At 43.1% G+C, this 22,241-nt stretch carries 20 protein-coding genes and 1 riboswitch; of the genes, 18 read left to right on the top strand and 2 right to left on the bottom strand.

The genetic code is table 11. The annotated features are described in order from the left end of the window. The first annotated feature begins 159 nt into the window (after positions 1 to 159). From VN447_RS15500 to VN447_RS15490, 3 genes are all read left to right on the top strand, one after another. Positions 160 to 1,203, top strand: a complete 1,044-nt coding sequence (locus tag VN447_RS15500) for a GNAT family N-acetyltransferase (protein WP_325526250.1) — start codon at positions 160 to 162, stop codon at positions 1,201 to 1,203. Between the two features lie 111 nt (positions 1,204 to 1,314). Continuing rightward, entirely contained in the window at positions 1,315 to 2,703 is a 1,389-nt protein-coding gene (locus tag VN447_RS15495; protein ID WP_325526249.1) for a carboxyl transferase domain-containing protein, read from the top strand. A gap of 181 nt (positions 2,704 to 2,884) precedes the next feature. Continuing rightward, positions 2,885 to 5,068, top strand: coding sequence for an ATP-binding protein (locus VN447_RS15490; RefSeq protein ID WP_325526248.1), 2,184 nt, complete (start codon positions 2,885 to 2,887; stop codon positions 5,066 to 5,068). Positions 5,069 to 5,231: 163 nt separating this feature from the next. Here the strand turns inward: VN447_RS15490 and VN447_RS15485 are convergent, their stop codons facing one another. Further along, positions 5,232 to 6,476: a radical SAM protein gene (locus tag VN447_RS15485; RefSeq protein WP_325526247.1), complete on the bottom strand. Its 1,245-nt coding sequence runs from the start codon at positions 6,474 to 6,476 to the stop codon at positions 5,232 to 5,234. Between the two features lie 220 nt (positions 6,477 to 6,696). Further along, positions 6,697 to 6,833, top strand: a riboswitch (cyclic di-AMP (ydaO/yuaA leader). Between the two features lie 365 nt (positions 6,834 to 7,198). On the opposite strand from VN447_RS15485, the gene VN447_RS15480 reads away from it, so the two are divergent. From VN447_RS15480 to VN447_RS15450, 8 genes are all read left to right on the top strand, one after another. After that, positions 7,199 to 9,037, top strand: a complete 1,839-nt coding sequence (locus VN447_RS15480) for an APC family permease (protein WP_325526246.1) — start codon at positions 7,199 to 7,201, stop codon at positions 9,035 to 9,037. Between the two features lie 152 nt (positions 9,038 to 9,189). Continuing rightward, complete coding sequence (locus VN447_RS15475; protein ID WP_325526245.1) at positions 9,190 to 10,044, top strand: methylenetetrahydrofolate reductase; 855 nt, start codon at positions 9,190 to 9,192, stop codon at positions 10,042 to 10,044. 56 nt (positions 10,045 to 10,100) lie between these two features. Further along, positions 10,101 to 10,397 carry a DUF1294 domain-containing protein gene (locus VN447_RS23315; RefSeq protein ID WP_414714918.1) on the top strand — a complete coding sequence of 99 codons (297 nt, stop codon included), beginning with the start codon at positions 10,101 to 10,103 and terminating at the stop codon, positions 10,395 to 10,397. Between the two features lie 72 nt (positions 10,398 to 10,469). Further along, positions 10,470 to 11,024: a GNAT family N-acetyltransferase gene (locus VN447_RS15470; RefSeq protein WP_325526244.1), complete on the top strand. Its 555-nt coding sequence runs from the start codon at positions 10,470 to 10,472 to the stop codon at positions 11,022 to 11,024. A gap of 92 nt (positions 11,025 to 11,116) precedes the next feature. After that, positions 11,117 to 12,193 (top strand): alanine/ornithine racemase family PLP-dependent enzyme, encoded by a 1,077-nt coding sequence (locus tag VN447_RS15465; protein WP_325526243.1) that lies wholly within the window; start codon positions 11,117 to 11,119, stop codon positions 12,191 to 12,193. Further along, positions 12,193 to 12,645 carry a GNAT family N-acetyltransferase gene (locus VN447_RS15460; RefSeq protein WP_325526242.1) on the top strand — a complete coding sequence of 151 codons (453 nt, stop codon included), beginning with the start codon at positions 12,193 to 12,195 and terminating at the stop codon, positions 12,643 to 12,645. The genes VN447_RS15465 and VN447_RS15460 overlap by 1 nt, the downstream gene beginning before the upstream one ends. A 215-nt stretch (positions 12,646 to 12,860) precedes the next feature. Then, positions 12,861 to 13,589, top strand: coding sequence for a peptidoglycan-binding protein (locus VN447_RS15455; protein ID WP_325526241.1), 729 nt, complete (start codon positions 12,861 to 12,863; stop codon positions 13,587 to 13,589). Between the two features lie 133 nt (positions 13,590 to 13,722). After that, positions 13,723 to 14,181, top strand: a complete 459-nt coding sequence (locus tag VN447_RS15450) for a hypothetical protein (RefSeq protein WP_325526240.1) — start codon at positions 13,723 to 13,725, stop codon at positions 14,179 to 14,181. Between the two features lie 45 nt (positions 14,182 to 14,226). On the opposite strand, the gene VN447_RS15445 is transcribed toward VN447_RS15450, so the two are convergent. Next, a complete protein-coding gene (locus VN447_RS15445; protein ID WP_325526239.1) occupies positions 14,227 to 14,889 on the bottom strand; it encodes a hypothetical protein in 663 nt (220 codons plus the stop codon). A 226-nt stretch (positions 14,890 to 15,115) separates the two neighbouring features. On the opposite strand from VN447_RS15445, the gene VN447_RS15440 reads away from it, so the two are divergent. The 7 genes from VN447_RS15440 (at position 15,116) to VN447_RS15410 (ending at position 21,976) form a co-directional block, all read left to right on the top strand. After that, complete coding sequence (locus tag VN447_RS15440) at positions 15,116 to 15,799, top strand: FadR/GntR family transcriptional regulator (RefSeq protein WP_325526238.1); 684 nt, start codon at positions 15,116 to 15,118, stop codon at positions 15,797 to 15,799. A gap of 218 nt (positions 15,800 to 16,017) precedes the next feature. Continuing rightward, complete coding sequence (locus VN447_RS15435; protein ID WP_325526237.1) at positions 16,018 to 17,040, top strand: zinc-binding alcohol dehydrogenase family protein; 1,023 nt, start codon at positions 16,018 to 16,020, stop codon at positions 17,038 to 17,040. A 45-nt stretch (positions 17,041 to 17,085) separates the two neighbouring features. Beyond that, positions 17,086 to 18,120 carry a TRAP transporter substrate-binding protein gene (locus VN447_RS15430; protein ID WP_325526236.1) on the top strand — a complete coding sequence of 345 codons (1,035 nt, stop codon included), beginning with the start codon at positions 17,086 to 17,088 and terminating at the stop codon, positions 18,118 to 18,120. A gap of 58 nt (positions 18,121 to 18,178) precedes the next feature. Beyond that, on the top strand, positions 18,179 to 18,736 hold the full coding sequence (locus VN447_RS15425; RefSeq protein WP_325526235.1) for a TRAP transporter small permease: 558 nt from the start codon (positions 18,179 to 18,181) through the stop codon (positions 18,734 to 18,736). Then, the gene (locus tag VN447_RS15420) at positions 18,733 to 20,019 is read left to right on the top strand and encodes a TRAP transporter large permease subunit (protein ID WP_325526234.1); all 1,287 of its coding nucleotides are present in this window, start codon (positions 18,733 to 18,735) and stop codon (positions 20,017 to 20,019) included. Before VN447_RS15425 ends, VN447_RS15420 begins: the two co-directional genes overlap by 4 nt. Before the next feature lie 35 nt (positions 20,020 to 20,054). Next, positions 20,055 to 21,101: a mannonate dehydratase gene (uxuA, locus tag VN447_RS15415; protein WP_325526233.1), complete on the top strand. Its 1,047-nt coding sequence runs from the start codon at positions 20,055 to 20,057 to the stop codon at positions 21,099 to 21,101. Positions 21,102 to 21,121: 20 nt separating this feature from the next. Then, positions 21,122 to 21,976 (top strand): SDR family oxidoreductase, encoded by an 855-nt coding sequence (locus VN447_RS15410; protein WP_325526232.1) that lies wholly within the window; start codon positions 21,122 to 21,124, stop codon positions 21,974 to 21,976. Positions 21,977 to 22,241 lie beyond the last annotated feature (265 nt).

The raw sequence follows: 22,241 nt of genomic DNA, 5'->3' as shown, positions 1-22,241 counted from the left end.
TTTTTTATCCGATGACCAAGCCGCTCTAAGACTCCCATCTTCTACAAGTGGGAGTTAAGAGCGGCTAAGTCCCTGGATAAGGTCGACTAAACTTCAGATGGGGTTAAAACCCCACCTGAAGCTAAGTCTCACTTTATTTATTGATAGGAGGCGAAGTAAATGAATGCTGTTCAAGAGAAGGTTGTTTTAGGATTAGACGCGAATGTTGCCGGAAAATCTGGAACGCCGGCGCCTGCAGTGCTGATCCGGCCGATGCAACCGGAAGAGGCTGCCGCTGTGTGCCGCTGCGTGTACCGCTGTTACGGTTACTCGTATCCCAACAGAAATATGTATGATCCTGCCCGGGTACAGTCGTTAAATCAGGACGGAAAAATTATCTCGTATGTAGCTATCGGCTATAATAACGAGCTGATCGGTCATGCTGCACTGGAACTGGACAGCGACAATCCCACGGTCGCCGAAATGGGCAATGCATTTGTATTTCCGGAACACCGCGGCGGTGGCCTGCTTAACGAGTTTGCCAAGTTTTTAGTAGGCGCGGCGAAGGATAGGGGGCTGGCAGGGGCGTTTGTCGGATCGGTTTGCTCACATCCCTATTCCCAGAAAGCGGCGCATAAGCTAGGGTTTAGTGATACAGCCCTTTGTCTCAGCCGACTGCCGCACATGAAATTCCGGCGCTTGCGCTCCGGCGGGCGTTGTCGGGAAAACATCCTGCATTCGTTTCGCTTTTTTCAACTTGATGAAGATTTAACATTCTATGTTCCGAAGCATCATTGCCAAATGGTTGAACGAATTTATCAGGAGTTGGGGCTGCGAGTGTCAATTCAAACCTTTCCTTTGGATCTGCCAACGGCGAAAAATACTTTCCGTTCGGTTGCCGATTCTTATGGAGCGGTTCATGTATTTTTTACTCAATGTGATGCCGGCATAGCGGACGAAACAGCGAACGTTTTTTATCGCAGCGGCCAAACGGAGGCGGCGTATTTGTACCTAAACCTTGCAGATTCGGGGACTCCTCTGTTATGCGCAGAATATGAAAAACAAGGATATTTTTTCGCCGGGGTTCTGCCGGGGTCAAGTGGTTTTAACTGGCTGGTATTGCAGTATTTGAGGGATTCCTATATTGACTACACCAAGCTGGAGGTGGCGTCTGATCTGGGCCGGGATTTGGTGGAGTATGTCCAATACCATGATCCACGGTAGCAGGGTGTGAACGGTTGGCGTTGGTAGGCTCTGTGAACATAATAGAACGAGACTGATTACAAAAGGGGCGATGCGCTTTGTAAATAGTCTCTAAAAAGGGAGATGCGAGTAATGGATGTAACACGACAACGTATTGCGCAATTGATGGACGACAATAGTTTTTCCGAAATCAGCCCTGAGACCGGAGACCTGGCTATAGCTGGTATTGGCCGGGTACACGGCAGGCCGGTTTTTGTGCTGGCGTTTCAGTCGACGCCCTTCCGGCCTGATGCCGTCTTGGGTACTGTTCAAAAAATAGTGGCATTTTTGGAGCAGGTCGCCAAAGATAAGTACCCTTTGGTTTTTCTTCATGATACTCCTGCTTCGCCCGAGGGGAGGGGCGGTACGCCGCTCAGTGGCGATTACTTGCGTTTGTTGACCGACCGGCGCGGTATGGGGCGGATGTACTGCCTGCAGGCCAGAATGTCAGAAGTGGTGCCGACTGTCTCTGTGCTGTTGGGCAAAGTTGCCTCCGCCCAGGCTTTTCCTGTCGCGCTGAGTTCCGCAGCGGTAATGACGAAGCGAGCCGGTTTGTGTATGGGGCGTCCTGATGTGGTACGGGAGATGGTAGGAGAAGACGTCGCTTTTGCCGATCTGGGAGGAGCCGCCGTTCTCACTGAAGTGTCGGGAACGGTGGATAAGGTTGTGGACCGGGACGAAGAAGCAATCGATTGGGCTCGTCGATATCTTGCTTATCTTCCCTCCAGGGTCGGAGATTCCGTGCCGGAAGGAACGGCCTACCCGCCCGCCAGTCTGATTCCAGGAAATGGAGCCTCAGTTGCCAAGGACAGGCCGTTTGACATGCGCGGGCTTATCAGCAGTTTTATCGACGCCGGGTCTTTGCTGGAACTAAGCGAAAGTTTTGCAGGCGAAGTGATCACCGGTTTGGCAAGGGTGGAGGGCCTCACTGTGGGGATTATCGCTAACAATTCCGCTTGCAAGGGAGGCATTCTGTTTGCCGCGACCTGCCGAAAAATGAGCCGGTTCGTTTCCTTTTGTGATTCATATGGGGTACCGATTTTGTTTCTGGCAGATGTTCCTGGTCTCATGATTGGCGTCGATGCTGAACGGAGCGGTATTGTCAAAGCCGGAGCGGAGCTGTTCGCCGTCTTGGCCAGATCGACAGTTGAAAAAATGTGTGTCGTGACGCGCAAAGCTTTTACTGGTGGCTTGTATGCGATGGCTGGACCGGGATTTGATACTAACTTGTTTCTGGCTTTTCCTGATGCGGATATTGGCGTCTACGCGGCGGAAACGATAGAAAGGATAATCCCTGCACAGACGGTGCCGGTGTCTGAGGAAGGTGTTCACGGTAATTTACCCAAAACTGGAACGACCGTTCAGCAGCTGCTAGATCAGGGATTGCTGGACGGAGTAATCAAGCCCGAAGGCTTGCGGGCGGCAACTAGGGGGTTTTTATACCGGACCCGCCGGGGGCGTCCCGGACAAGCGGTGCTTTGACCACTGGTTTGTTCGCCTTAGAAAATACCGCTTTGGCAATATTTTACTGTGGGGGCAGGAGTGTTTCCTCTGACGGAGAATAATGCTTATATAGCAGCTACGCGGTTATGCATTGAAACGCAGTGCTTTGCCTAAATATCACCCAGTGGTTGCGGATTTTGATTATGGGTGAGTGAACTTAATGAATTTGTTTAAAACAATCAAAAGACGATTACTTGCCGGTGTATTTCTGGCTTGCACGCTTTCCTACATTTTATGCGGAATTTTTGTTACCTATATGGCGGAAAAAAGTGTTCGGGCCGGCTTCGACAAATTGGCGCAGGAGTACGCGACCGGCGTGCAGGCCCAAATTAGCGGCAAAATCTTTGCAGCAGCCAAAGAGGATGTTGCCATGCTGGCCGGGGATAAGCGTACCGAGGCACTTGTCAGCCGGCTGGGCGGAGAGTCTTACGCCAAGATGCCCGGAAAAATGACAGAAGAGGAACTGCAGCACCTGTTTGTGTTTCTCAAGACCCATGACAAGGTGCTGGGGGTTGCCATAGGTACTGAGGAGGGCGGCTACCTGCCTTACACCTATGTTCCTACAGCCGGGCATTATGATCCGCGAGTGCGGCCCTGGTACACCGCGGCTATGGCCAAACCGGGCAGGCCGGTGGTGTCTGATCCGTATATGCAGGTCGGTAACCGCATGGTGCTTTCTATATCGCAAACCGTGGGGCCGATTGAAAAGCCGCTTGGCGCTATAGTCTGGGGCTGGAGCCTGGACATGCTGACCCAGGAACTCAATACCAAGAAAATTGGACTTACTGGCTATGTCATGCTGCTGAACGAAAACGACAGAATTGTTGTCAGTCCCAAGCATCCGGAGTGGCTTCTGAAGACACCAGCTGAACTTGATATTTTGGGATTATCAGGCCTGGAGAGCGCTCACGGGCAAATCAGGCAGGTGGCATGGGATGGAACGGACAAACTGATCTACATTAATGTTGATCCCACTACCGGCTGGAAGGTATTGTGTCTGGTTGACGCAGCGGAAGTGGCAGCTGAGGTTCAACGCTCCCTACTGCCCATTTGGCTTGTGTTCGTTGTTTCCATTGTTATAGTTTTTGGTTTGGTCGCCTGGGTGGCCACCGATATAACCCGACCGCTTACCAAACTGGCCGCCTGCGCCCGGATGGTGGCCGAGGGCGGTTTCCCCGAGGGGGTTCCGTCCGGACGGGATGATGAAATGGGTATGCTATCGCGGAGTTTTAATCACATGGTTAACGAATTGGCGGCTGCGGCGAAGGAACAAGAACAATATAGGCAAACGCTTGAGGAAAAGGAACGGCAGTTTCGTCTGCTGGCAGAGAATGCAGCTGATATAATTTACCTGTACCGGCTTTTGCCGGAGCACAATCTGGAGTATATCAGCCCGTCCGTCTTCGCGGTGACCGGATACAGTCCTGTCGAATATTATGTTGACCCGAAGCTGTTGTTCAGCGTCGTTCATCAGGAAGACTTGGTTCGGCTGAAAGCCCAATTGGCTGACCTACCGGTTTCCGGTACAGTTTTTACTAGCTTTAGGCTTATCCGTAAGGATCGGAGTGAAATCTGGGTTGAACAAAAATGCGTACCGGTGGTTGATGATTCAGGGACCATGTTGGCGGTAGAGGGGATTATTCGCGATGTTACCGAACGCAAGAAAATGGAAGACGAGATTTCCCGTCTTGACCGGCTGAATGTTGTCGGCCAAATGGCGGCCAACATCGCTCACGAGATTAGAAATCCAATGACAGTGGTGCGCGGGTATCTGCAATATATCAGCGGGAAGAATAATTTTACCAAATATAAGGAACAGTTTCAGATAATGACTGATGAACTGGATCGGGCTAACCAAATCATTACCGAATATCTTTCACTAAGTAAGCACGGCTTTGTTGATTTCAAGACAGGCAGCCTGAACCATATTATTGAGGCGATATCGCCGCTGTTGCAGGCCGAAGCAGCCAGTTCAGGGAAATACGTAAAGTTGGAACTGGGAACAGCGTCAGACTTATATATGGATGAGAAACAGATGCGGCAGTTGCTGCTCAATTTGGTGCGCAACGGTTTGGAAGCCTCGCCATGCGGCGGGGTAGTTACCATCAGCACTTATGCGGACAACGACGACGTAATTCTCTCAGTCCGGGATCAAGGTCAGGGGATACCGCCCAATATTATGGAGAAACTGGGGACGCCATTTTTCACCACTAAAGAACATGGCACAGGTTTGGGACTGCCAGTGTGTTACCGGATCGCTGATAGTCACCAGGGAACGATTCAGGTGCGGACCGGTCCTGTAGGCAGTGAGTTTATCGTTCGGTTTAAAGTATCCAACATTTAATAGTGATGTACTCCGTAAATGAACAAAGCCCTTGGTTGCGCATACTGGCGATACCAAGGGCTGTTTGTGATTAGCCTTCTCTAACCAATAGCCATCATAGCTGGAAGTCTTGCAGGCATGAAGACATAAACGGTGACACACTGCTCCCCAAGTTAGCATCTTTTCAGATCTCATCGGCCCATTCTCCCGTATAGGGGTTATACGAGCAACCAGTGGGACATGCAGGCCAACTTTTTGCATCAGAGCCTTGTTGGGTAATAGGGCAGCAGCGGCAGTCGGGGCAGGCGTACCGGTATTCGCAATCCTTACATTTTTCAACATGATCTTTCGTAGTATGCCAAAATTGGTTTAATTTCTCACTTGCTAGAATTTCAATCAGAGAATTGGTTAGGATGCTACCACATACGTGGTTTCTGGCAAATATGCAGGGAATAGCATCTCCTGTGTAAGCAATGGTGATGTTACCTGCCAGGGTACGATGATAGCAGTGGGCTTGGGCAAAAGCATATTGGTCGGTGTAAAACGGTGGTTTAATGTATTTGTTAGTATATTTTTCCGGAAGTAATTGCTCATCATTGCCCCGCCCTACTGGCCGTACCGCAGGGGGGCAAATACCTTCTAAACCAAGTTCAGCGCATAGATTAGTGATGTTTTCCGCTTCGCTTTCATTTGTCTTCATTATAACTGAGTAAATACGAAGTGGAATGCTAGACGCCAAAATCTTTTTGATGCTTGCCATGGTTTTATCAAAACTACCTGGGTTCAATGTCACTTTGTCGTGGATTTCGGCATTACCGGCGTATATGCTGGTAGAAATGATGACATTATTAGCTTTAAAAAACTCAACATCGGAATCGGTTATCAACGTAGCGTTGGTAAAAATCTCGATAGATTCAAACCTCTCTTGCCTTGCTTTTAGGACGAGTTCCCGCCATTCAGGATATAATAGCGGCTCACCGCCAATAATTTGGATACCACTGGCGCCAGACTTGTGAGCTTCACTGATCACAGATAGCCAGCATTCATGGGGAACAGAGCTCTCGTGAGCACAAGGTCCGCTGGTCGTATAACAGTGCAAGCAGGTATTATTGCAGCGTGATGTTACTTCCAGTACCAAAAAATCTAGTTTCTGTGGCTCGACTGTTTGAACATGATCATTGGGGTCAGGCTCCATTATATATAGCGAGCCCAATTTTTTGACAATAAGGTCATCTAAAAATTTCAAGTAAGTATGATTTTGCGGCGCTGATACATCCATGATATCCTCAAGAGCGTTGCTTTGGCATTCTTTCAGCAGTTGTAATGCTCCCTGATTGAGCGATAATACTTTGCCTGATTGCAGATTATAGATAGCTCCACATTTCGCACCTTCGACCAGGTTGCAGTGATTATACAATCGAAAATACAATTAGCTCCCCCCTTTTTTTATTTGTGCCATTATATGAGGGGATGGAAGAGGGGGTGCTTAAGATAAAATAGGAGCAAGTCGGAGCTATTAGGCGTAAATTAGTCAAAAGCTACGATTACGCAATATCTTTGCGTTAGGTTTCCTCAATTATCAATATATTTCCTAAAATGACTAAAAATTGGGTTTTGATTTGTCAGGGTCAAAGAGTATAGTTATTATATTATGAATAAGGTCGAGTTCCGAAAACGGAAGCGGAGGACCCACATCTGGGGTTAATTCTGCCATCAGGGCAGAAGGGATGCTATCTCTTGCCATCCTACCCGTCAGCTAACTTCGTAGGCCAAAGCAAGGGGTCGCAAGACCTTGAGGGTCTTCTTTTTTTATGTAAAAATATATTTGCATTATATAGGATATCGCATGAGTGAGTTAAACAAGGATTAGGAAAAGACTTATAAGAACTAAGGGGTTTTCTGTCCTTGTAAACTAAATAGATAACTGGGGGACAAAACACAGGAGCTACGTTGGCGCTTGGGTGTTTAGTAGACCGGCATAGAAGCTCGGAGGTAAGATAGTTAGGCTTACCTACTATTTTTCTATGCCGGTTTTTGTTGACCTTTTAGCTGAATGTCAATTTTGCAAGGAGAGGATCATAGTTAGAGAAACATACGAAAAGACAATAATAAACACAGTAATCTGAGATAGCAGACGGAGGCAGATTTCAAATGATGAGAGCATTAAGGCGGTTTCTAATTGGCAGGCCGCTACACAACACAGAATTAGCGCATGAAAGACTTCCCAAGTGGAAGGCTCTATCTATATTTTCTTCTGATGCATTGTCTTCAGTGGCCTATGGGCCTGAGCAGATAATGTTAACCTTAGTGGCTGCACAGGTAGTCGCTTATGGATATATCGGACCTGTAGCCATTTCAATCCTGATGCTATTGGCAATTGTAGCTATATCTTATGTTCAAGTAGCTAAGGCTAATCCAGGCGGTGGTGGAGCTTATGCGGTGGCCAAGAAAAATTTAGGTGAAATGCCGGCGCTTGTTGCAGCAGCAGCAGTTTTCGCAGATTACGTATTAACGGCCGCAGTAAGTGTGTCGGCAGGGACGGCCGCGATTGTATCAGCTTTCCCAATGTTAATCGGTAATGAGGTAGTTATTGACCTGTGTATTTTATTTGGTGTTCTTATGTTACTGAATTTGCGCGGTGTCAGGGAGTCGTCGAATGCTTTTGTTTATCCTACTTACGCCTTCTTATTTGGGATATTGGGATTATTGGTCGTTGGCATATATCAGGCAATTCAGTCGCCCATAGTGATTCCGTCAGAATCTTTGGTTAAGCAACAATTAGACTGGACAATACTATTTCTCATCTTAAGGGCATTTGCCAATGGGTGCAGTTCTATGACTGGTATTGAAGCTATTGCCGACAGTGTTCCTATGTTTCAAAAACCAGCCGCTCGCAACGCGGTTGCAACAACTTATTGGATGGCTGGTATTCTTGGTTTTATGTTTATAGGGATTACTTTTTTGATCATGCATCATCATGTTTTACCTGAATATAGTGTGACTGCGTTATCACAGTTAGCAGAAGCAATATTTGATCGTGGCCCAGTATATTTCTACATTCAAGTTACGACCATGCTTGTCCTGTATCTCGCTGCCAATACTGCCTATAATGGCCTTCCGATACTACTCTCAATAGTTGCGAAGGATGGCTACATGCCACGGTATTTAGCCGTGCGGGGTGAACGCCTTACATACTCAAACGGTATTATTCTATTAACATTGGCTGCTGCAATTCTTATTATCGGGTATCACGGAAATACAGACCACTTGATATCACTCTATGCAATCGGCGTTTTCGTATCATTTACTATTGCCCAAACTGGTATGATTGTGCATTGGTATCGTGAAAAACGGCTTGGTTGGCAACTGCGAGCGTTAATTAATGGAATCGGGGCATTTGTTACCGGCCTTGTAGTACTGATTATTACTGTAACGAAATTCACTCATGGAGCCTGGATTATTTTGATTTTTATTCCTGTAATGATTTATATTTTTAAACAGGTAAGGTTGCATTACAACGATATGGCTGACCAGTTACACCTTCCACTAGAGGATATTGAGTATAGCAGGCCAAAGAACGAAAGAAAGAATACGGTTATTGTTCCTGTTTCAACTCCTACACGTGTGGTTTTCGAGACGCTAAAATACGCCAAAACGATTGGGGATAATATAATTGCACTACATATCGCCAGTGACGAAGAGTCCGCTCAAAGGGTTAAGAAAAAATGGGATGTGTGGAATCCTGGGGTTGAGCTAGTTACTATTCAATCCCCCTACCGATTGATTATGCAGCCCTTAATCGCCTATATTGAGGAAATGCAATCAAAAAAAGCTCCTGAAGACTATATAACGGTATTGATACCAGAGTTTGAGACCAAGAAATGGTGGCATCGATTACTTCATAACCAGACAGGATGGATTCTTAGGACAATACTCATTTTAAAAGAGCGTGTCGTTGTAACTACTATTCCATATCATCTCCCTAAATAATATTAAGAAGAGTTTTAAGCCAAAAGGCAGAGTTACTGAACTCTGCCTTTTATATTTGTTAGCATGAGAAGTCACCGAGCGGGTGAAATAAAAGGAACTAGCTACCTTTTATGGAATAATATTAAAAACTACTTTTGGGAGGAATACAAATAATGTTGATAAACAAGCTAGGTAAGTCTTTTGTCTTTACCACTGAGCTAGGCGGTATAAATGGTACCGAAATTGATGAAAGTGTTGTCAAGGCCAGGGAGTATGTCGGTTTGGACGCAATTAACATACATGATTGTCCGAACGCTAGACTGAGAATGAATTCAATAATGGCAGCAGCTGTTATTAATCGGGAGACTGGTATAGAAACCATTCCCCATTTTACCTGTCGAGATCGCAGCTTATTGGGCACTCAGGCTGATTTGCTGGGAGCCCATGCTTTAGGGATTCGCTACTTGTTACCTACAACTGGTGACGGTCCACAGCATGGTCCTTATCAATCGAAGGCAGTTTATGATTATAATACAGCTAGATTGATTGAGGTTATAAAAAGCCTTAATCAGGGAAGAGACGCCAACGGGGAAGTGCTTAAAGGACAAACACAGTTTACCGTAGCGGCTACAGCTACTCCGGCAGCGGTCAACCTGGACGCAGAAATGGATAATGTGTTGAAAAAAATCACTGCAGGCGCTGATTTTTTCCAGACTCAGCCTGTTTATGACGCAGTGCAAGCGCTCAAGTTTATAGAAAAAGCTAAGGCTTTTGGTAAACCCGTCTTACTAGGGTTAATGCCATTAAAAAGTCTTAAGATGGCTGAGTTTGTCAACAAGAATGTTGCTGGGGTGACAGTTCCGCCCGACATTCTTACTGAAATGGAGCAGGGTAAGACCGGGTTTGAGGTAGCGTGTGAATTTATCAGGCAAGTTTACCGGCAGGTGGATGGACTACACATATTTGGCATGGGTGATGTTGCGGTAACTAATAAATTGATTGCTTTTACAAAAGAGCTACAAGGGTAGCAGCAATCTGATTTGACAAGTGTTAAGCAAGGAAATAAAGACTTTTAGGGGATAGAGTGGAACTGGGGGTCGAGCTTATTATTGGCGTAGATTTGGATATTGAATCCCTGTTATTATTCTGGAATGTAATCACATTTGGCTTAATGATGATCGATAAGAGTCAAGCACGGAAGCGGGGGAAGCGTATCAGAGAACGTACGCTGTTTCTGTGTGCATTCTGCTTTGGTGCTATTGGTATATGGGGCGGAATGTATAGATTTCGTCATAAGACTAAACATAGAAATTTCGTTGTCGGCATACCACTTCTTTTTATTCTAAACCTCTTTGCTTATTACTATTTTCGGTGGCACTGATGCTTGTAAAGGAAACCGTGATTTAAGAGTCTGACTAAATTGTAAAATATATGTTGTTTGGGATGGTGGGTTTTGGACACTAATAAACTTATTGAGACAATAGAAACTAAACGCCTTGTTTTAAGAAAAATGAAAGTTGAAGATGCTGAGGCTCTCTTTAGGTATTGGTCTGACAGCGAAGTAACCAGACATATGAACATTTCACTTTTCGAAACAATAGACCAAGCCCTAGAGATGATTACTTTTCTTTCAGGCTTGTTTGATAAGGCAGAAGCATTTCGGTGGACGATCATACTTAAAGACAGTGGTGATATAGTTGGATCCTGTGGCTATAATAGTTGGAATAAAGAAAATCAACGTGGCGAAATTGGTTATGAATTAGGGCGGGCGTATTGGGGAAAAGGTATAATGACGGAGGCGCTAACAGGACTTCTGGAATATGGTTTTGTCAAACTAGACATGAATCGTATTCAAGCACTAGTTGAGCCTGCCAATATTCCTTCAATACAATTACTTCGTAAGCTGGGCTTTAGAGAGGAAGGGCTGCTCAGGCAATATGAACAGTCGAAGGGACATTTCATTGATTTAATCATGTTTGCGAAGCTAAGGTCGGAAACCGTTTTGTAGTATCAAAAGCTTCGGTCTCACCCATTCTCCTCAGAAATTGTTGGTTAGCTATTTGTCGCAAAGCCTCAATATTTATGGGAGGTGCCTCAGGTATGGTAAGTCCACTTCTTGACGTTAATTTAGATAAAATTAGGTATAATGCCGCTCAGGTCAAACAAAGATGTCACGAGCAAGGGATAGCCGTACTTGGAGTTACTAAAGGGGTTAGCGCTATTCCCCAAATAGTGTTGGCTATGCTGGAAGGCGGGGTTGATGGTCTTGCTGACGCTAGGATGGAGAATATTATTGAACTTAGAAACAAAGGTTTTTACCAACCCATTACCTTGCTTAGACTTCCACATCTGAGTAACGTTGAAAATATCGTACGCTATGCCGATATTAGTGTGAACTCAGAAATTGCAGTAATCAAAGCCTTAGCTCAAGCTGCTCAAAAAATGGAATATCCCCACCAGATAATATTAATGATTGATGTTGGCGACCTTCGGGAAGGTGTATTGCAAGAGAATGTGCTGGACACTGCAAAACAGATTTCCTACCTGAGGGGGATAAAGCTATTAGGACTGGGAACTAACATGGGGTGTTTTGGCGGAGTCTTGCCGAGCACTGATAATTTAGGACTGATAGTTGAACTAGGACATCTCATTGAACATCAGTTAGGCTTACACCTGGAAATCATTTCAGGTGGGGGAACCTCTTCACTATTGCTGGTAGAATCACATAAAGTACCTGCTGGAGTTAATCAACTGAGAATTGGTGAAGGAATATTATTAGGTACAGATACGACTAATAATAGGAAAATCCCGGGGCTTTGCGATGATGCTTTTCTTTTAAAAGCTGAGGTTATCGAACTTAAGTCTAAGCCTTCCGTACCTATAGGCGATATCGGCAGAGATGCCTTTGGCAACATCCCCCAATTTGTTGACATAGGCGTCAGAAAGCGAGCAATTGTGGCGTTGGGAAAACAAGATGTATATATTGAAGGAATCACGCCTGTTGATGGAAATATAGAGATCTTGGGTGCAAGCAGTGACCATCTAATTATTGATGTAACAGACTCACCAGAAGAGATACATGTTGGAGATGATATCTCTTTTCATCTAACGTATGCTGGGTTATTGTCAGCCAGTCAGTCAAGATACGTGGGTAAAAACTTTAGGGAGGGTAACTGATGGTTGAGCTGATTACTACATATGATAATGCACTGATTGAGCGTTTAGTTCAGTTAGAAACAGAAGCTTTTGGGTCTGGCGGAATCAATATGTGGCATCTTGTACCTTTAATAAGGCATGGGCGTGTCTATGTTATTAGAAAAAATGAAAGCGTTGTTGGGACTGTTCAGTATATGCTTGATTGGGACAATCCAAGAAAAGCATATATGCTGGGAGTTTCAGTATCAAGAGAACATCGTGGACTAGGTATAGGGACTGAATTGCTTAGAGAGAGCTTTATAGCCTTGACTGGTGAAAATGTTGAAGAAGTTGAGTTAACAGTGGCCCCGGGAAATGTGGCTGCCATAAATGTGTATGAGAATAAATTAGGATTTGTAGTTACTGAGTTTAGGAAGAATGAGTACGGAGAAGGCGAAGACAGATTAGCTATGCGGATGTCATTAACTAATTAGACAAAAAAACTCTGGTAATAGTGATAGATGTTAAGAGATGAACCACCGCTTCCAACTTTACAGTTAGGAAGCGGTGGTCTTTTTAATCTAATTTTCGGATATGCCCGAATTCATATTAATATAGAATAAATTGGTAATAAAATGGTACTTTTCTCCCATTTCATTTAACGTAATATATGGTATAAGTAAAGTAGGAGGCAAAATGAGGTGAATCAATGTGTAAAAAGATCATTCTCTCGTTAGTCATGCTGACTATCTGTTTTCACCCGATTGCTGCTTCGGCAGCAATCAATAGCTATAATATGCCTAATAAGGCAGCAAATAGCAAAATTATTGCCCGTTATGGGATGAAGGGAGATGAAGTAAAAAAGCTACAGGAGCAGCTAATAAAGGCAGGTTTTTTGCAAGGCAAAGCAGATGGAATATTCGGGAAGGCGACATATATGGCAGTAAAAAGCTTTCAAGAAACATCAAAATTAGACGCGGATGGAATTGTTGGGGATAAAACAATAGCCGCTCTCAAGAATTATAAGCCTCCTAAAAACAAGCCTCAGCCGAAGCAAGATAAAGTTAAGCCACCTCAAGCTATGAAGACAGTTAAACCTACTCCGGAAAAATCACCGCAGCAGTACAAACTAAAATATGACCCAGCTGTCCCGGAAAATTGGCGGCCGATTCAGCTTGAATCTACTGCATATACCCGTTATGACGAGGGCTGCACTGACTTTACATACCGGGGAAATTACGTTCGCCGGGGTCTAGTAGCAGTAGATCCAGATATTATCCCACTAGGTACTAAATTGTATGTGCCAGATTATGGCTATGCAGTTGCTGATGATGTCGGTGGCGCAATACAAGGACATAAGATAGACCTGGCTATGGAAACGTTAGATGAAGCCTTTGCTTATGGACGACGCCACATAACTGCCTATATTATTAGTTAGTTGAATTTCTTCACGACTATGATAGGAAGTAATTAACAGGAAATCCGTATGTAAAATTAATGGACTGTATGATATAATACAGATGTATCTTGTTACCATAATGTTGAAAAGAAGGAGTTGAAGTAAACTAACTATGAGAAACAAGTTTATCTTAGTCGCGGTACTCATCATGGCCTTGCTTGCCACGGCAGGGTGTGGTGGGGGCTCTGATCTTAAGCGTCCGACAGGTCTATCACCAGAACAGGTGGTACATAGCTTTTTTGATGCAGCAAAAGGTAATCGAATGAACGAGGCCGCGCTCTATGTATCTCCGACGTCTATTGGCGATACTCAGACCGTGTTAAAGTTTGTTACAGGGCAAAGTAGTTCTACTATTAAAAATTCAAATTTGCTCTCAGTAAAGAAAGTGGCTCAACAGGGTAACTTTGTTGCAGCGATTGCTACTTTGCAGCAAGAGCAAAACTCTCTCGGTATTGTAATTAAGCCAGTCGGTCTTGAAAAAATTAATGGTGAATGGTATATCGTTGATTATGATCAGGTTTTCCGTGATATGAAGTATCAAGTATTAGCACAATTGCTAAGAGGCCTTTAATATATAGGACGAGAGCATTCCTGAATGGATGCTCTCGTCTTATAATTAGCAAGGAATCCAAGCCGCGATTTGCCCCTGAAAAGAAACCGGCAATAGGTTTATCACTTGTTTGATGTGACTTTCGCTACCTGCTAGTAGAACTATATTTGTATCAGCGACAACCTGTTTAATATCCTTAGCATTTGCGATAAGTTTAACCTCGTTTTTGTTATCTGCCAAAGCTGTGGATAGTTCTTGTAATGGTTCAAATAATTTATTCTCACCTACAATGGTTATATGCTTACTAACGGCATTGTTTAAAAAATGATGGCCCCAGAATGCATTGCCATTTACTTGAATTTGTAGCTTTTGCTGATAGTTTACATCAGTGGGAAAATTACCTTGTGACCAGATATAAATCAATCCCTGTGAGACATATGAACGTAATAATACACCCTTGAAGCTAACTGAAAAGGGATGTTCCAATTTGATTTCTAGAATTGTACCAAGCGGCACTTTTAGAATACTTTTTTCGGGTTTAACAATAATACCGAATGATAAAGGGTATGAAATAACACTAATAATTGTATTGTAGTCGAACGCTTCTTTACCGAGTGGTAAGGGATAGTATTTACACTTTGTTAATTCGGCTAAAGTACAGGGGCAGTCTGAAGATATTAACGCATCACAGCACAAGAGATATTCACCGCCTTTGAATGATTGTCTCATACTATACATATGCTGACGATAGAAGTAAAAGTATTATAAAATTCAAACCGACACAGGTAGGCGGGGGAGGGAATCCTGCTACTTGGCTGGATGGTATTGGAATACTAGAGAGTTGCTGGTTGAAGAAAACACCTACTTAAATATGTAGGTGTTTTTCTTATCTATTTTACAGAATATATTTATATGGTAATATTAGATGAATAATTTGTTAAGGGAAGTATGTTAAATGAGTAGTATAAGTGATGAAATTTATAAGAGCATTGAACTTAAAATAATAAATGGGGAGCTAAAGGCTGGTGACAAATTACCTTCTGAAAATGAACTATGTAAAATATGGAATACCAGTCGGATTTCAGTAAGACAAGCACTGGAAAGGATGGTGGCTTTAGGTATTCTAAAGAAGGTACGCGGCGGTGGTACGTACGTCAGTGCAGCAGATTCCACAATTTCGCTAAGTCCATTACTGACTTTTGCTATATTTCGTGAGGAAAGTATTAGAGATATTCTAATATTCCGCAAGGTGATTGACGTCGGTATCGTAAAAATATGCGCAGTAAACAGAGATGAGGAGAACCTAAATAGATTGAGGATTTGCCTTGATGATATGGAAATTAGCCTTGCTACTGAAGATCGGGTAAAATTTAATGAAGCGGATCTGGAGTTTCATATGGAGATTGCCAGGGGTAGCAAAAACCCCCTAAATGTCAAAGTTTATGAAATGCTCCGGCACATTATAAGAAAAAATCAAATTAATATAAATGTGATGCTGGGGATTTCTAGTAGCATAAAAGAACATCGGAATATCTATATAGCGATTGAGGATAATAACCCTGAGCTTGCCGCTCATTTCATGGAAAAACATATTCAGCGAACTATAAATGAAATGGAATTAGTAATCCAGGAAAAATAATGTATTTTTTAACAAAGATAGTGCTCTCTTTAGAGGGTAACTATCTTTTTTATTTAGTTCAGTAATGTATTACAACTTAATAGATTATGATTTAATTTAATAATATAAATAGTTGAAAAAGCAGAAAAATTCAATATTGACTCAAAGAAATATTTAAAATATAATATACGTATAGCAAAAGTTGTAATACAAGTATGACTTTTGAAAGGAGAACAATAATGCAAATGAAAGCGGTAAATCTAAATGAACCAAACTCAGTATATGTACAAGATGTGCCTATAGCAGTCAAAAAAGACGATAGTGAAGTGCTGATTAAAGTAAAAGCATTGGGGATTTGTGGTTCGGATATAGGCGCATATAAAGGAACAAATCCTTTAGTTACATATCCCAGAATTATTGGGCATGAAATTGGTGGCGAAGTATTAGAAGTTGCTGAAAATGACCGGGGTATCAAAGTTGGGGATAAGGTTATTGTGGAACCCTATATACCTTGCTACAAATGCTACCCATGTAGTATAGGAAGAACTAACTGTTGTGTGGATTTAAAAGTACTAGGTGTTCATGTCGATGGAGGAATGACTGAATATTTCTCTCATCCGCTTAACTTGGTGAGTAAGGTTCCAGAAAACATGGAATGGAAGCATGTTGCAATGATTGAGCCATTAACAATTGCATTGCATTCAATACATAGGCCTAGAGTCATCGCAGGTGAACATGTTTTATTAATTGGTGCAGGTCCTATAGGATTACTAGCAGCGCAAGTTGCTAATGTTTATGGCGCTACACCTATTGTCATGGATCTTGTGGATGAAAGATTGGAACTCGCAAAAACTTTAGGCGTAAAACATACTATTAACATAACGAAAGAAAATGCCGTAGAAACAATAAGAAAAATTACCAATGGAAGAATGGTTGAAGTAGTAGTAGAAGCGTCTGGCGCGAAAGCAGCAATACAAAGTGTTATCGATTATGTATCTTTTGCGGGGAGGATAGCCCTGGTAGGGTGGCCTAATTCTGAAATACCGCTGCCTACGGCCATGATAACTAAAAAAGAACTGAATATCGTTGGTTCCCGCACAAGTGTAGGGGAATTTAAGGAAGCAACTGAACTTATTTATGATAAAAAAATTAATGTAGATCCCCTAATCAGCAAAGTAGTTACCCTTGACGAAGTTCCCTCAGTTTTGCAACAAATTGCGGAACATCCAGATAAGTTTATGAAAGTTGTGGCAGTGTTGTAACATGTTTTCCTTATATAACAAAGAACAAAAATTAGGGGGAGAAAAATGAAAAAACAGATTAAGGTGGCATTAGCATGTCTTCTGGCATCCTCAATCCTTATGGCGGGTTGCGGCGGTAAGACGAGTAGTAGCGGTGGGGCTCCGGCACCTGAGGCTAAAACGTACACCATTAAAGTGGCTAACTATTATGCGGCAGAGCACCCGCAAAACGTGGCGCTTCGCGAAAAGTTCAAACCACTGATTGAACAAAAATCAGGTGGATCTTTGAAGGTCGAAATTTACGAAAATAATAAATTGGGTGGCGAGCAACAATTTTATACAGGTGTACGTAACGGGACGATTGAGATGGGTATTCCCGGTATGATTATGCAAGCCGATGTCCCCAAGATGGGTGTTCCGGAATGGCCATTCCTATTGAAAGATTTTAAACATGCTAAGGCTGTGCTGAATGGTCCGATAGGAAAAGAGCTGAGTGAAGAGTTAGAACGAGTTCATGGCGTTCGAGTATTAGCCTGGTCTGTGAATGGTTTCAGAATGTTTTCGACAAATCGTCCTGTTGCAAGTATGCAGGATTTTAAAGGACTACGTCTCAGAATGCCTAATACCCCGGTATTTGTTAAATTAGGACAATCCTTAGGAGCCAATGTTTCGCCGATGCCGTTGTCTGAAGTGTTTACTGCTCTTGAGCAAAAAGTAGTAGATGGTCAGGATAATCCAATTGGTGTTGTACGATCTTCTGGGTTTTATGAAGTTCAATCCAATATTCTCGAATCACGTCATGGTTTTACTCCTAACGTGTTAATTGTCAGCAATAAGTTCTGGGAGAAATTAACGCCTGATCAAAAGAAAGTAGTTGAAGAATCCGCGCAGGCGTATGCTGAATATCAGTGGGAACTATCAGAAAAGAGTTATGAAGAGGACAAAAAATTCCTTATAGGTAAAGGCATGAAGTTTATTACTCCTGACGATGGATTTAGACAGCAAATGGAAACTTCTGTACAACCAATCTATGGTGAGTACTATGGTAAATATCCCTGGGCCAAGGAAATGGTAGAAAAAATCAAGGCTCAAGCGAAATAACGTGAAAATTTAGTGGAGTTCATCAGGACTCCACTAAATTTCTGAAAGGAGTAATATCGTGGGCAAGTTTATGGAAATGACAACTAGGCTAATGAATTATCTTATAGCCGCTGCTTTGTCTCTAATGGCAGTATTTGTTTTTGGAAATGTAATATTACGGTATTTTTTTAATTCAGGTCTCACCTGGGCGGAAGAGGTTTCAAGATTTCTATTTATTTGGCTGATTTTTTTAGGAGCGATTCTTGCGTTAAGAGATAATGAGCATTTGGGTGTTGACACATTAGTTAGGAAGCTATCGCTGAAAGGGAAGAAGATTCTCTTTGTTATTAACAATGTAATAATTTTAATTACTTTGTTGTTAGTGCTAGACGGTAGCTGGAAATTAACGATACTAAACATAGATCAGTCATCCCCGGCTATCGGATTACCATATGCATATGTTTATGTATCTGGGGTTGTCATGAGCATTGGTATGGCAGTGATTGTTATAAGAAATTTATATCGACTTCTTTCTAATAAAATTGATGAAAACGATTTGGTCATGACAACGGATTCTGAAGAGAAAACCGACTTTGATCAGGAGATAAAATCAATTCAGGGAGGGACCAAATCATGACAATAACTGTTGTTTTTATAGCTTCGCTCCTTATTGTCATGGCAATGGGAATCCCGATCGCGCTTGCTTTGATTATGAGCGGTATAGCGCTCATGCTTCAATTGGATATGTTTGATACCCAAATATTGGCGTCAAATCTACTCGATGGTGCCGATAATTTTCCCCTTATGGCTATCCCGTTTTTTATTCTTGCCGGTGAGTTGATGAATGCAGGGGGGATATCTAAACGAATCATTGATTTTGCTATGGCACTTGTAGGACATATTCGTGGTGGCTTTGGCTATGTTGCAATTATTGCCAGCGTTATCTTTGCCGGGCTGTCAGGCTCTGCAGTTGCAGATACGGCCGCATTGGGAGCCATATTAATCCCCATGATGGCAGAAGCAGGTTATGATCGAGCCAAGTCTGGGGCTTTGATTGCTTCGGCAGGTATCATTGCACCTATTATGCCGCTGAGTATTCCCATGATTGTGTTTGGTGTTACTGCCAACGTGTCTATACCCAAATTATTTATGTCCGGGGTTGTACCAGGGATGCTGCTTGCTATATTTTTAGCTATTGCCTGGTCATGGATGATTCGTAAAGAAAAATTTGTAGTTCAACCTCGTAAATCACTACAAGAATTATGGCAGGCAGCGCGAGCGGCTGCGTGGGCATTTGTGCTTCCCGGAATCATAATTTTTGGTCTGAGAGGCGGTGTTTTTACGCCAACAGAAGCTGCTGCAATTGCTGCGTGGTATGCATTATTTGTCGGAGTGTTCGTTTATAAGGAACTTAAAATTAGCCAGTTACACAAAGTGCTGACAACAGCGGCTAAAACAACGAGCATAATTATGCTGCTGGCAGCAGCGGCCATGGTATCATCCTGGTTGATTACGGTAGCCAACATACCAGGACAAATTACAGCAATGCTTACAGATTTTATGGATAATAAAATCCTTCTCATGTTCCTTATTAATATTATTGTCTTAATTGTTGGTACGGCTATGGACGTAATGCCTACAATATTAATATTGACGCCTGTACTTATGCCTATTGTCCAACAGGCAGGCATTGATCCTGTTTACTTTGGCTTCATGTTCGTATTCAATAATTGTATTGGGTTACTGACCCCGCCAGTCGGAACAGTTCTTAACGTAGCGGCCGGTGTAGGTAAAATCGCAATGGATGATATTATAAAAAGGGTTATGCCGTTTATGTGGGTAGAAATATTACTCTTACTATTGCTTACGCTATTCCCCGATTTGGTTTTGGTACCACTTAAATGGCTGACTTTAAAATAATTAAAATAACTTAAAAAGAAAGGGGTGCTTTACCTATGAAAATGACATTTAGATGGTACGGAGTCGATGACAAAATACCATTGGAGTACATAAGGCAAATTCCTGGAATGACAGGCGTTGTATCTGCAATTTATGATGTACCTGTCGGTGAGGTATGGCCGATGGACAAAATTTTGGCTTTAAAGGGTAAAGTGGAAAGCCAGGGACTGGAACTTGAGGTAATTGAAAGTGTTCCTGTACATGAAGATATTAAGATGGGTCTGCCATCCAGAGACAAATATATTGCAAATTATTGCGAGACGCTGCGGAATTTGGCCCAGGCAGGCATTAAAGTGGTATGCTATAATTTCATGCCCGTGTTTGATTGGACAAGGTCGCAGCTGGACTATGTGCTCCCCGATCGTTCAACCGCACTTATTTATAACGAGGACGTCGTATTAAAGATGAATCCTGCGACAGGGGACTTGAAACTTCCCGGTTGGGATACAAGTTATACCCAAGAGGGTATGAAAGCATTATTGGAGGCCTATCAGTTGATTACCGAAGAAACCCTTTGGGATAACTTACACTACTTTCTTAAGAAAGTTATTAAAACTGCCGAAGAAGTGAAAATTAAGATGGCTATTCATCCGGATGATCCGCCTTGGTCCATTTTTGGGTTACCCAGGATTATAACCAACAAGCAAAACTTGGAGAGGTTTGTTAATCTTGTGGACAGTCCATATAATGGCCTTACGTTATGCTCAGGCTCGCTTGGTGTTTCGCCCGACAATAATGTTCCCGAGCTTATCCGTCATTTCGGCAGCAAGGGGAAAATTCATTTTGCTCATGTCAGAAATGTCAAAATAACCGGCCCAAAATGCTTTGAAGAGTCGGCGCATCGCAGCGCTGAGGGGTCGCTCGATATGTATGAGATAATGAAAGCATATTATGATGTTGGTTTTACAGGGTATGTCCGCCCTGATCATGGCAGAATGATTTGGGGGGAAACTGGTCGCCCTGGGTACGGTCTTTATGACAGGGCTTTGGGTGCGGAGTATTTGATTGGACTTTGGGAAGCTTTGGAAAAGGGAAGAAAGTAACTTTTTGAGGTGAAAACACTATGAAGTTGCCGTTTAAAATTAATCTTGAAGATAAAGTTGCTGTTATAACCGGCGGTGGCGGGGTATTATGTGGTGCATTTGCTAAAGCGATTGCGCAGTGCGGCGCTAAGGTAGCTATCTTGGATTTGAAAAAATCCAATGCTGATAAGGTAGCGGCAGAGATTTGCTCTACTGGTGGCTATGCTATTGGTGTTGAAGCAAACGTCCTGGATGTAGCCAGTTTGGTAGCAGCGCAAAAAGAAGTGTCGGCTAAATTGGGAAGCTGCGATATACTTATTAACGGAGCGGGGGGAAATCATCCCCAAGGAACCACCACCAAGGAATACCTATATCCGGAAGATATAAGTAACAATGAAGGACTCGTGACTTTTTTTGACCTTGATCCAGATGGGGTAAAGTTTGTGTTTGACCTGAACTTTTTGGGTACGCTTCTCCCTACGCAAGTTTATGCAAAAGATATGGTGGCTAACGGTAAGGGGACTGTCGTTAATATCTCGTCTATGAATGCATTTACCCCATTGACCAAAATTCCGGCTTACAGCGGAGCTAAGGCTGCAGTCAGTAACTTTACGCAGTGGTTAGCCGTACATATGTCAAAAGTCGGCATTCGAGTTAATGCAATAGCTCCAGGCTTTTTCCTGACAGAACAAAACAGAGGGCTGTTGCTTAATGCTGATGGATCTCCTACCGCACGAGCTCATAAAATTATTTCGCAAACTCCGATGGGGAGATTTGGCGAAAGTGATGAACTTATAGGGACCCTATTGTGGCTTGTAAGTGAAGAGGCCTCGGGTTTTGTCAATGGTGTCGTAGTGCCTGTTGACGGCGGCTTCTCGTCTTATTCTGGTGTATAATAAATATTATCTATAATGTGGCCGTAAGAGAACAAACCGCATATTTAATGAACATAGCTTTATTCTGTAAAGTATGAGGAAATAGCTAAAAGGCATTCCGTCTAATTTAGACGGAATGCCTTTGTTTTTCATGTGCGCCCAGCATGGGCGCTTACTTGTTGGTGAAAGTCCAATACGGGGGTTGATAGTGCCAACCGTTAGCCTAAGACAAGGGTGTCGCCTGTGAGGGCGAATCTGAAGGAAGTCGGCGGCAAAACTCCGGTCT

The sequence above is a fragment of the Sporomusa sp. genome (genome assembly GCF_035561155.1).
GTDB lineage: Bacteria > Bacillota > Negativicutes > Sporomusales > Sporomusaceae > Sporomusa.
Note: the sequence above shows the minus strand (reverse complement) of the source record. Positions and strands in the feature narration are given on the sequence as shown.

Bases quoted from the DNA above. Each gene is read 5' to 3' on its own strand.
- VN447_RS15440 (WP_325526238.1), top strand. From the start codon at position 15,116: ATGAGTAGTATAAGTGATGAAATTTATAAGAGCATTGAACTTAAAATA.
- VN447_RS15480 (WP_325526246.1), top strand. From the start codon at position 7,199: ATGATGAGAGCATTAAGGCGGTTTCTAATTGGCAGGCCGCTACACAAC.
- VN447_RS15460 (WP_325526242.1), top strand. From the start codon at position 12,193: ATGGTTGAGCTGATTACTACATATGATAATGCACTGATTGAGCGTTTA.
- VN447_RS15475 (WP_325526245.1), top strand. From the start codon at position 9,190: ATGTTGATAAACAAGCTAGGTAAGTCTTTTGTCTTTACCACTGAGCTA.
- VN447_RS15410 (WP_325526232.1), top strand. From the start codon at position 21,122: ATGAAGTTGCCGTTTAAAATTAATCTTGAAGATAAAGTTGCTGTTATA.
- VN447_RS15455 (WP_325526241.1), top strand. From the start codon at position 12,861: ATGTGTAAAAAGATCATTCTCTCGTTAGTCATGCTGACTATCTGTTTT.
- VN447_RS15495 (WP_325526249.1), top strand. From the start codon at position 1,315: ATGGATGTAACACGACAACGTATTGCGCAATTGATGGACGACAATAGT.
- VN447_RS15420 (WP_325526234.1), top strand. From the start codon at position 18,733: ATGACAATAACTGTTGTTTTTATAGCTTCGCTCCTTATTGTCATGGCA.
- VN447_RS15445 (WP_325526239.1), bottom strand. From the start codon at position 14,889: ATGAGACAATCATTCAAAGGCGGTGAATATCTCTTGTGCTGTGATGCG.
- VN447_RS15450 (WP_325526240.1), top strand. From the start codon at position 13,723: ATGAGAAACAAGTTTATCTTAGTCGCGGTACTCATCATGGCCTTGCTT.
- uxuA (WP_325526233.1), top strand. From the start codon at position 20,055: ATGAAAATGACATTTAGATGGTACGGAGTCGATGACAAAATACCATTG.
- VN447_RS15490 (WP_325526248.1), top strand. From the start codon at position 2,885: ATGAATTTGTTTAAAACAATCAAAAGACGATTACTTGCCGGTGTATTT.
- VN447_RS15500 (WP_325526250.1), top strand. From the start codon at position 160: ATGAATGCTGTTCAAGAGAAGGTTGTTTTAGGATTAGACGCGAATGTT.
- VN447_RS15435 (WP_325526237.1), top strand. From the start codon at position 16,018: ATGCAAATGAAAGCGGTAAATCTAAATGAACCAAACTCAGTATATGTA.
- VN447_RS15465 (WP_325526243.1), top strand. From the start codon at position 11,117: ATGGTAAGTCCACTTCTTGACGTTAATTTAGATAAAATTAGGTATAAT.
- VN447_RS15430 (WP_325526236.1), top strand. From the start codon at position 17,086: ATGAAAAAACAGATTAAGGTGGCATTAGCATGTCTTCTGGCATCCTCA.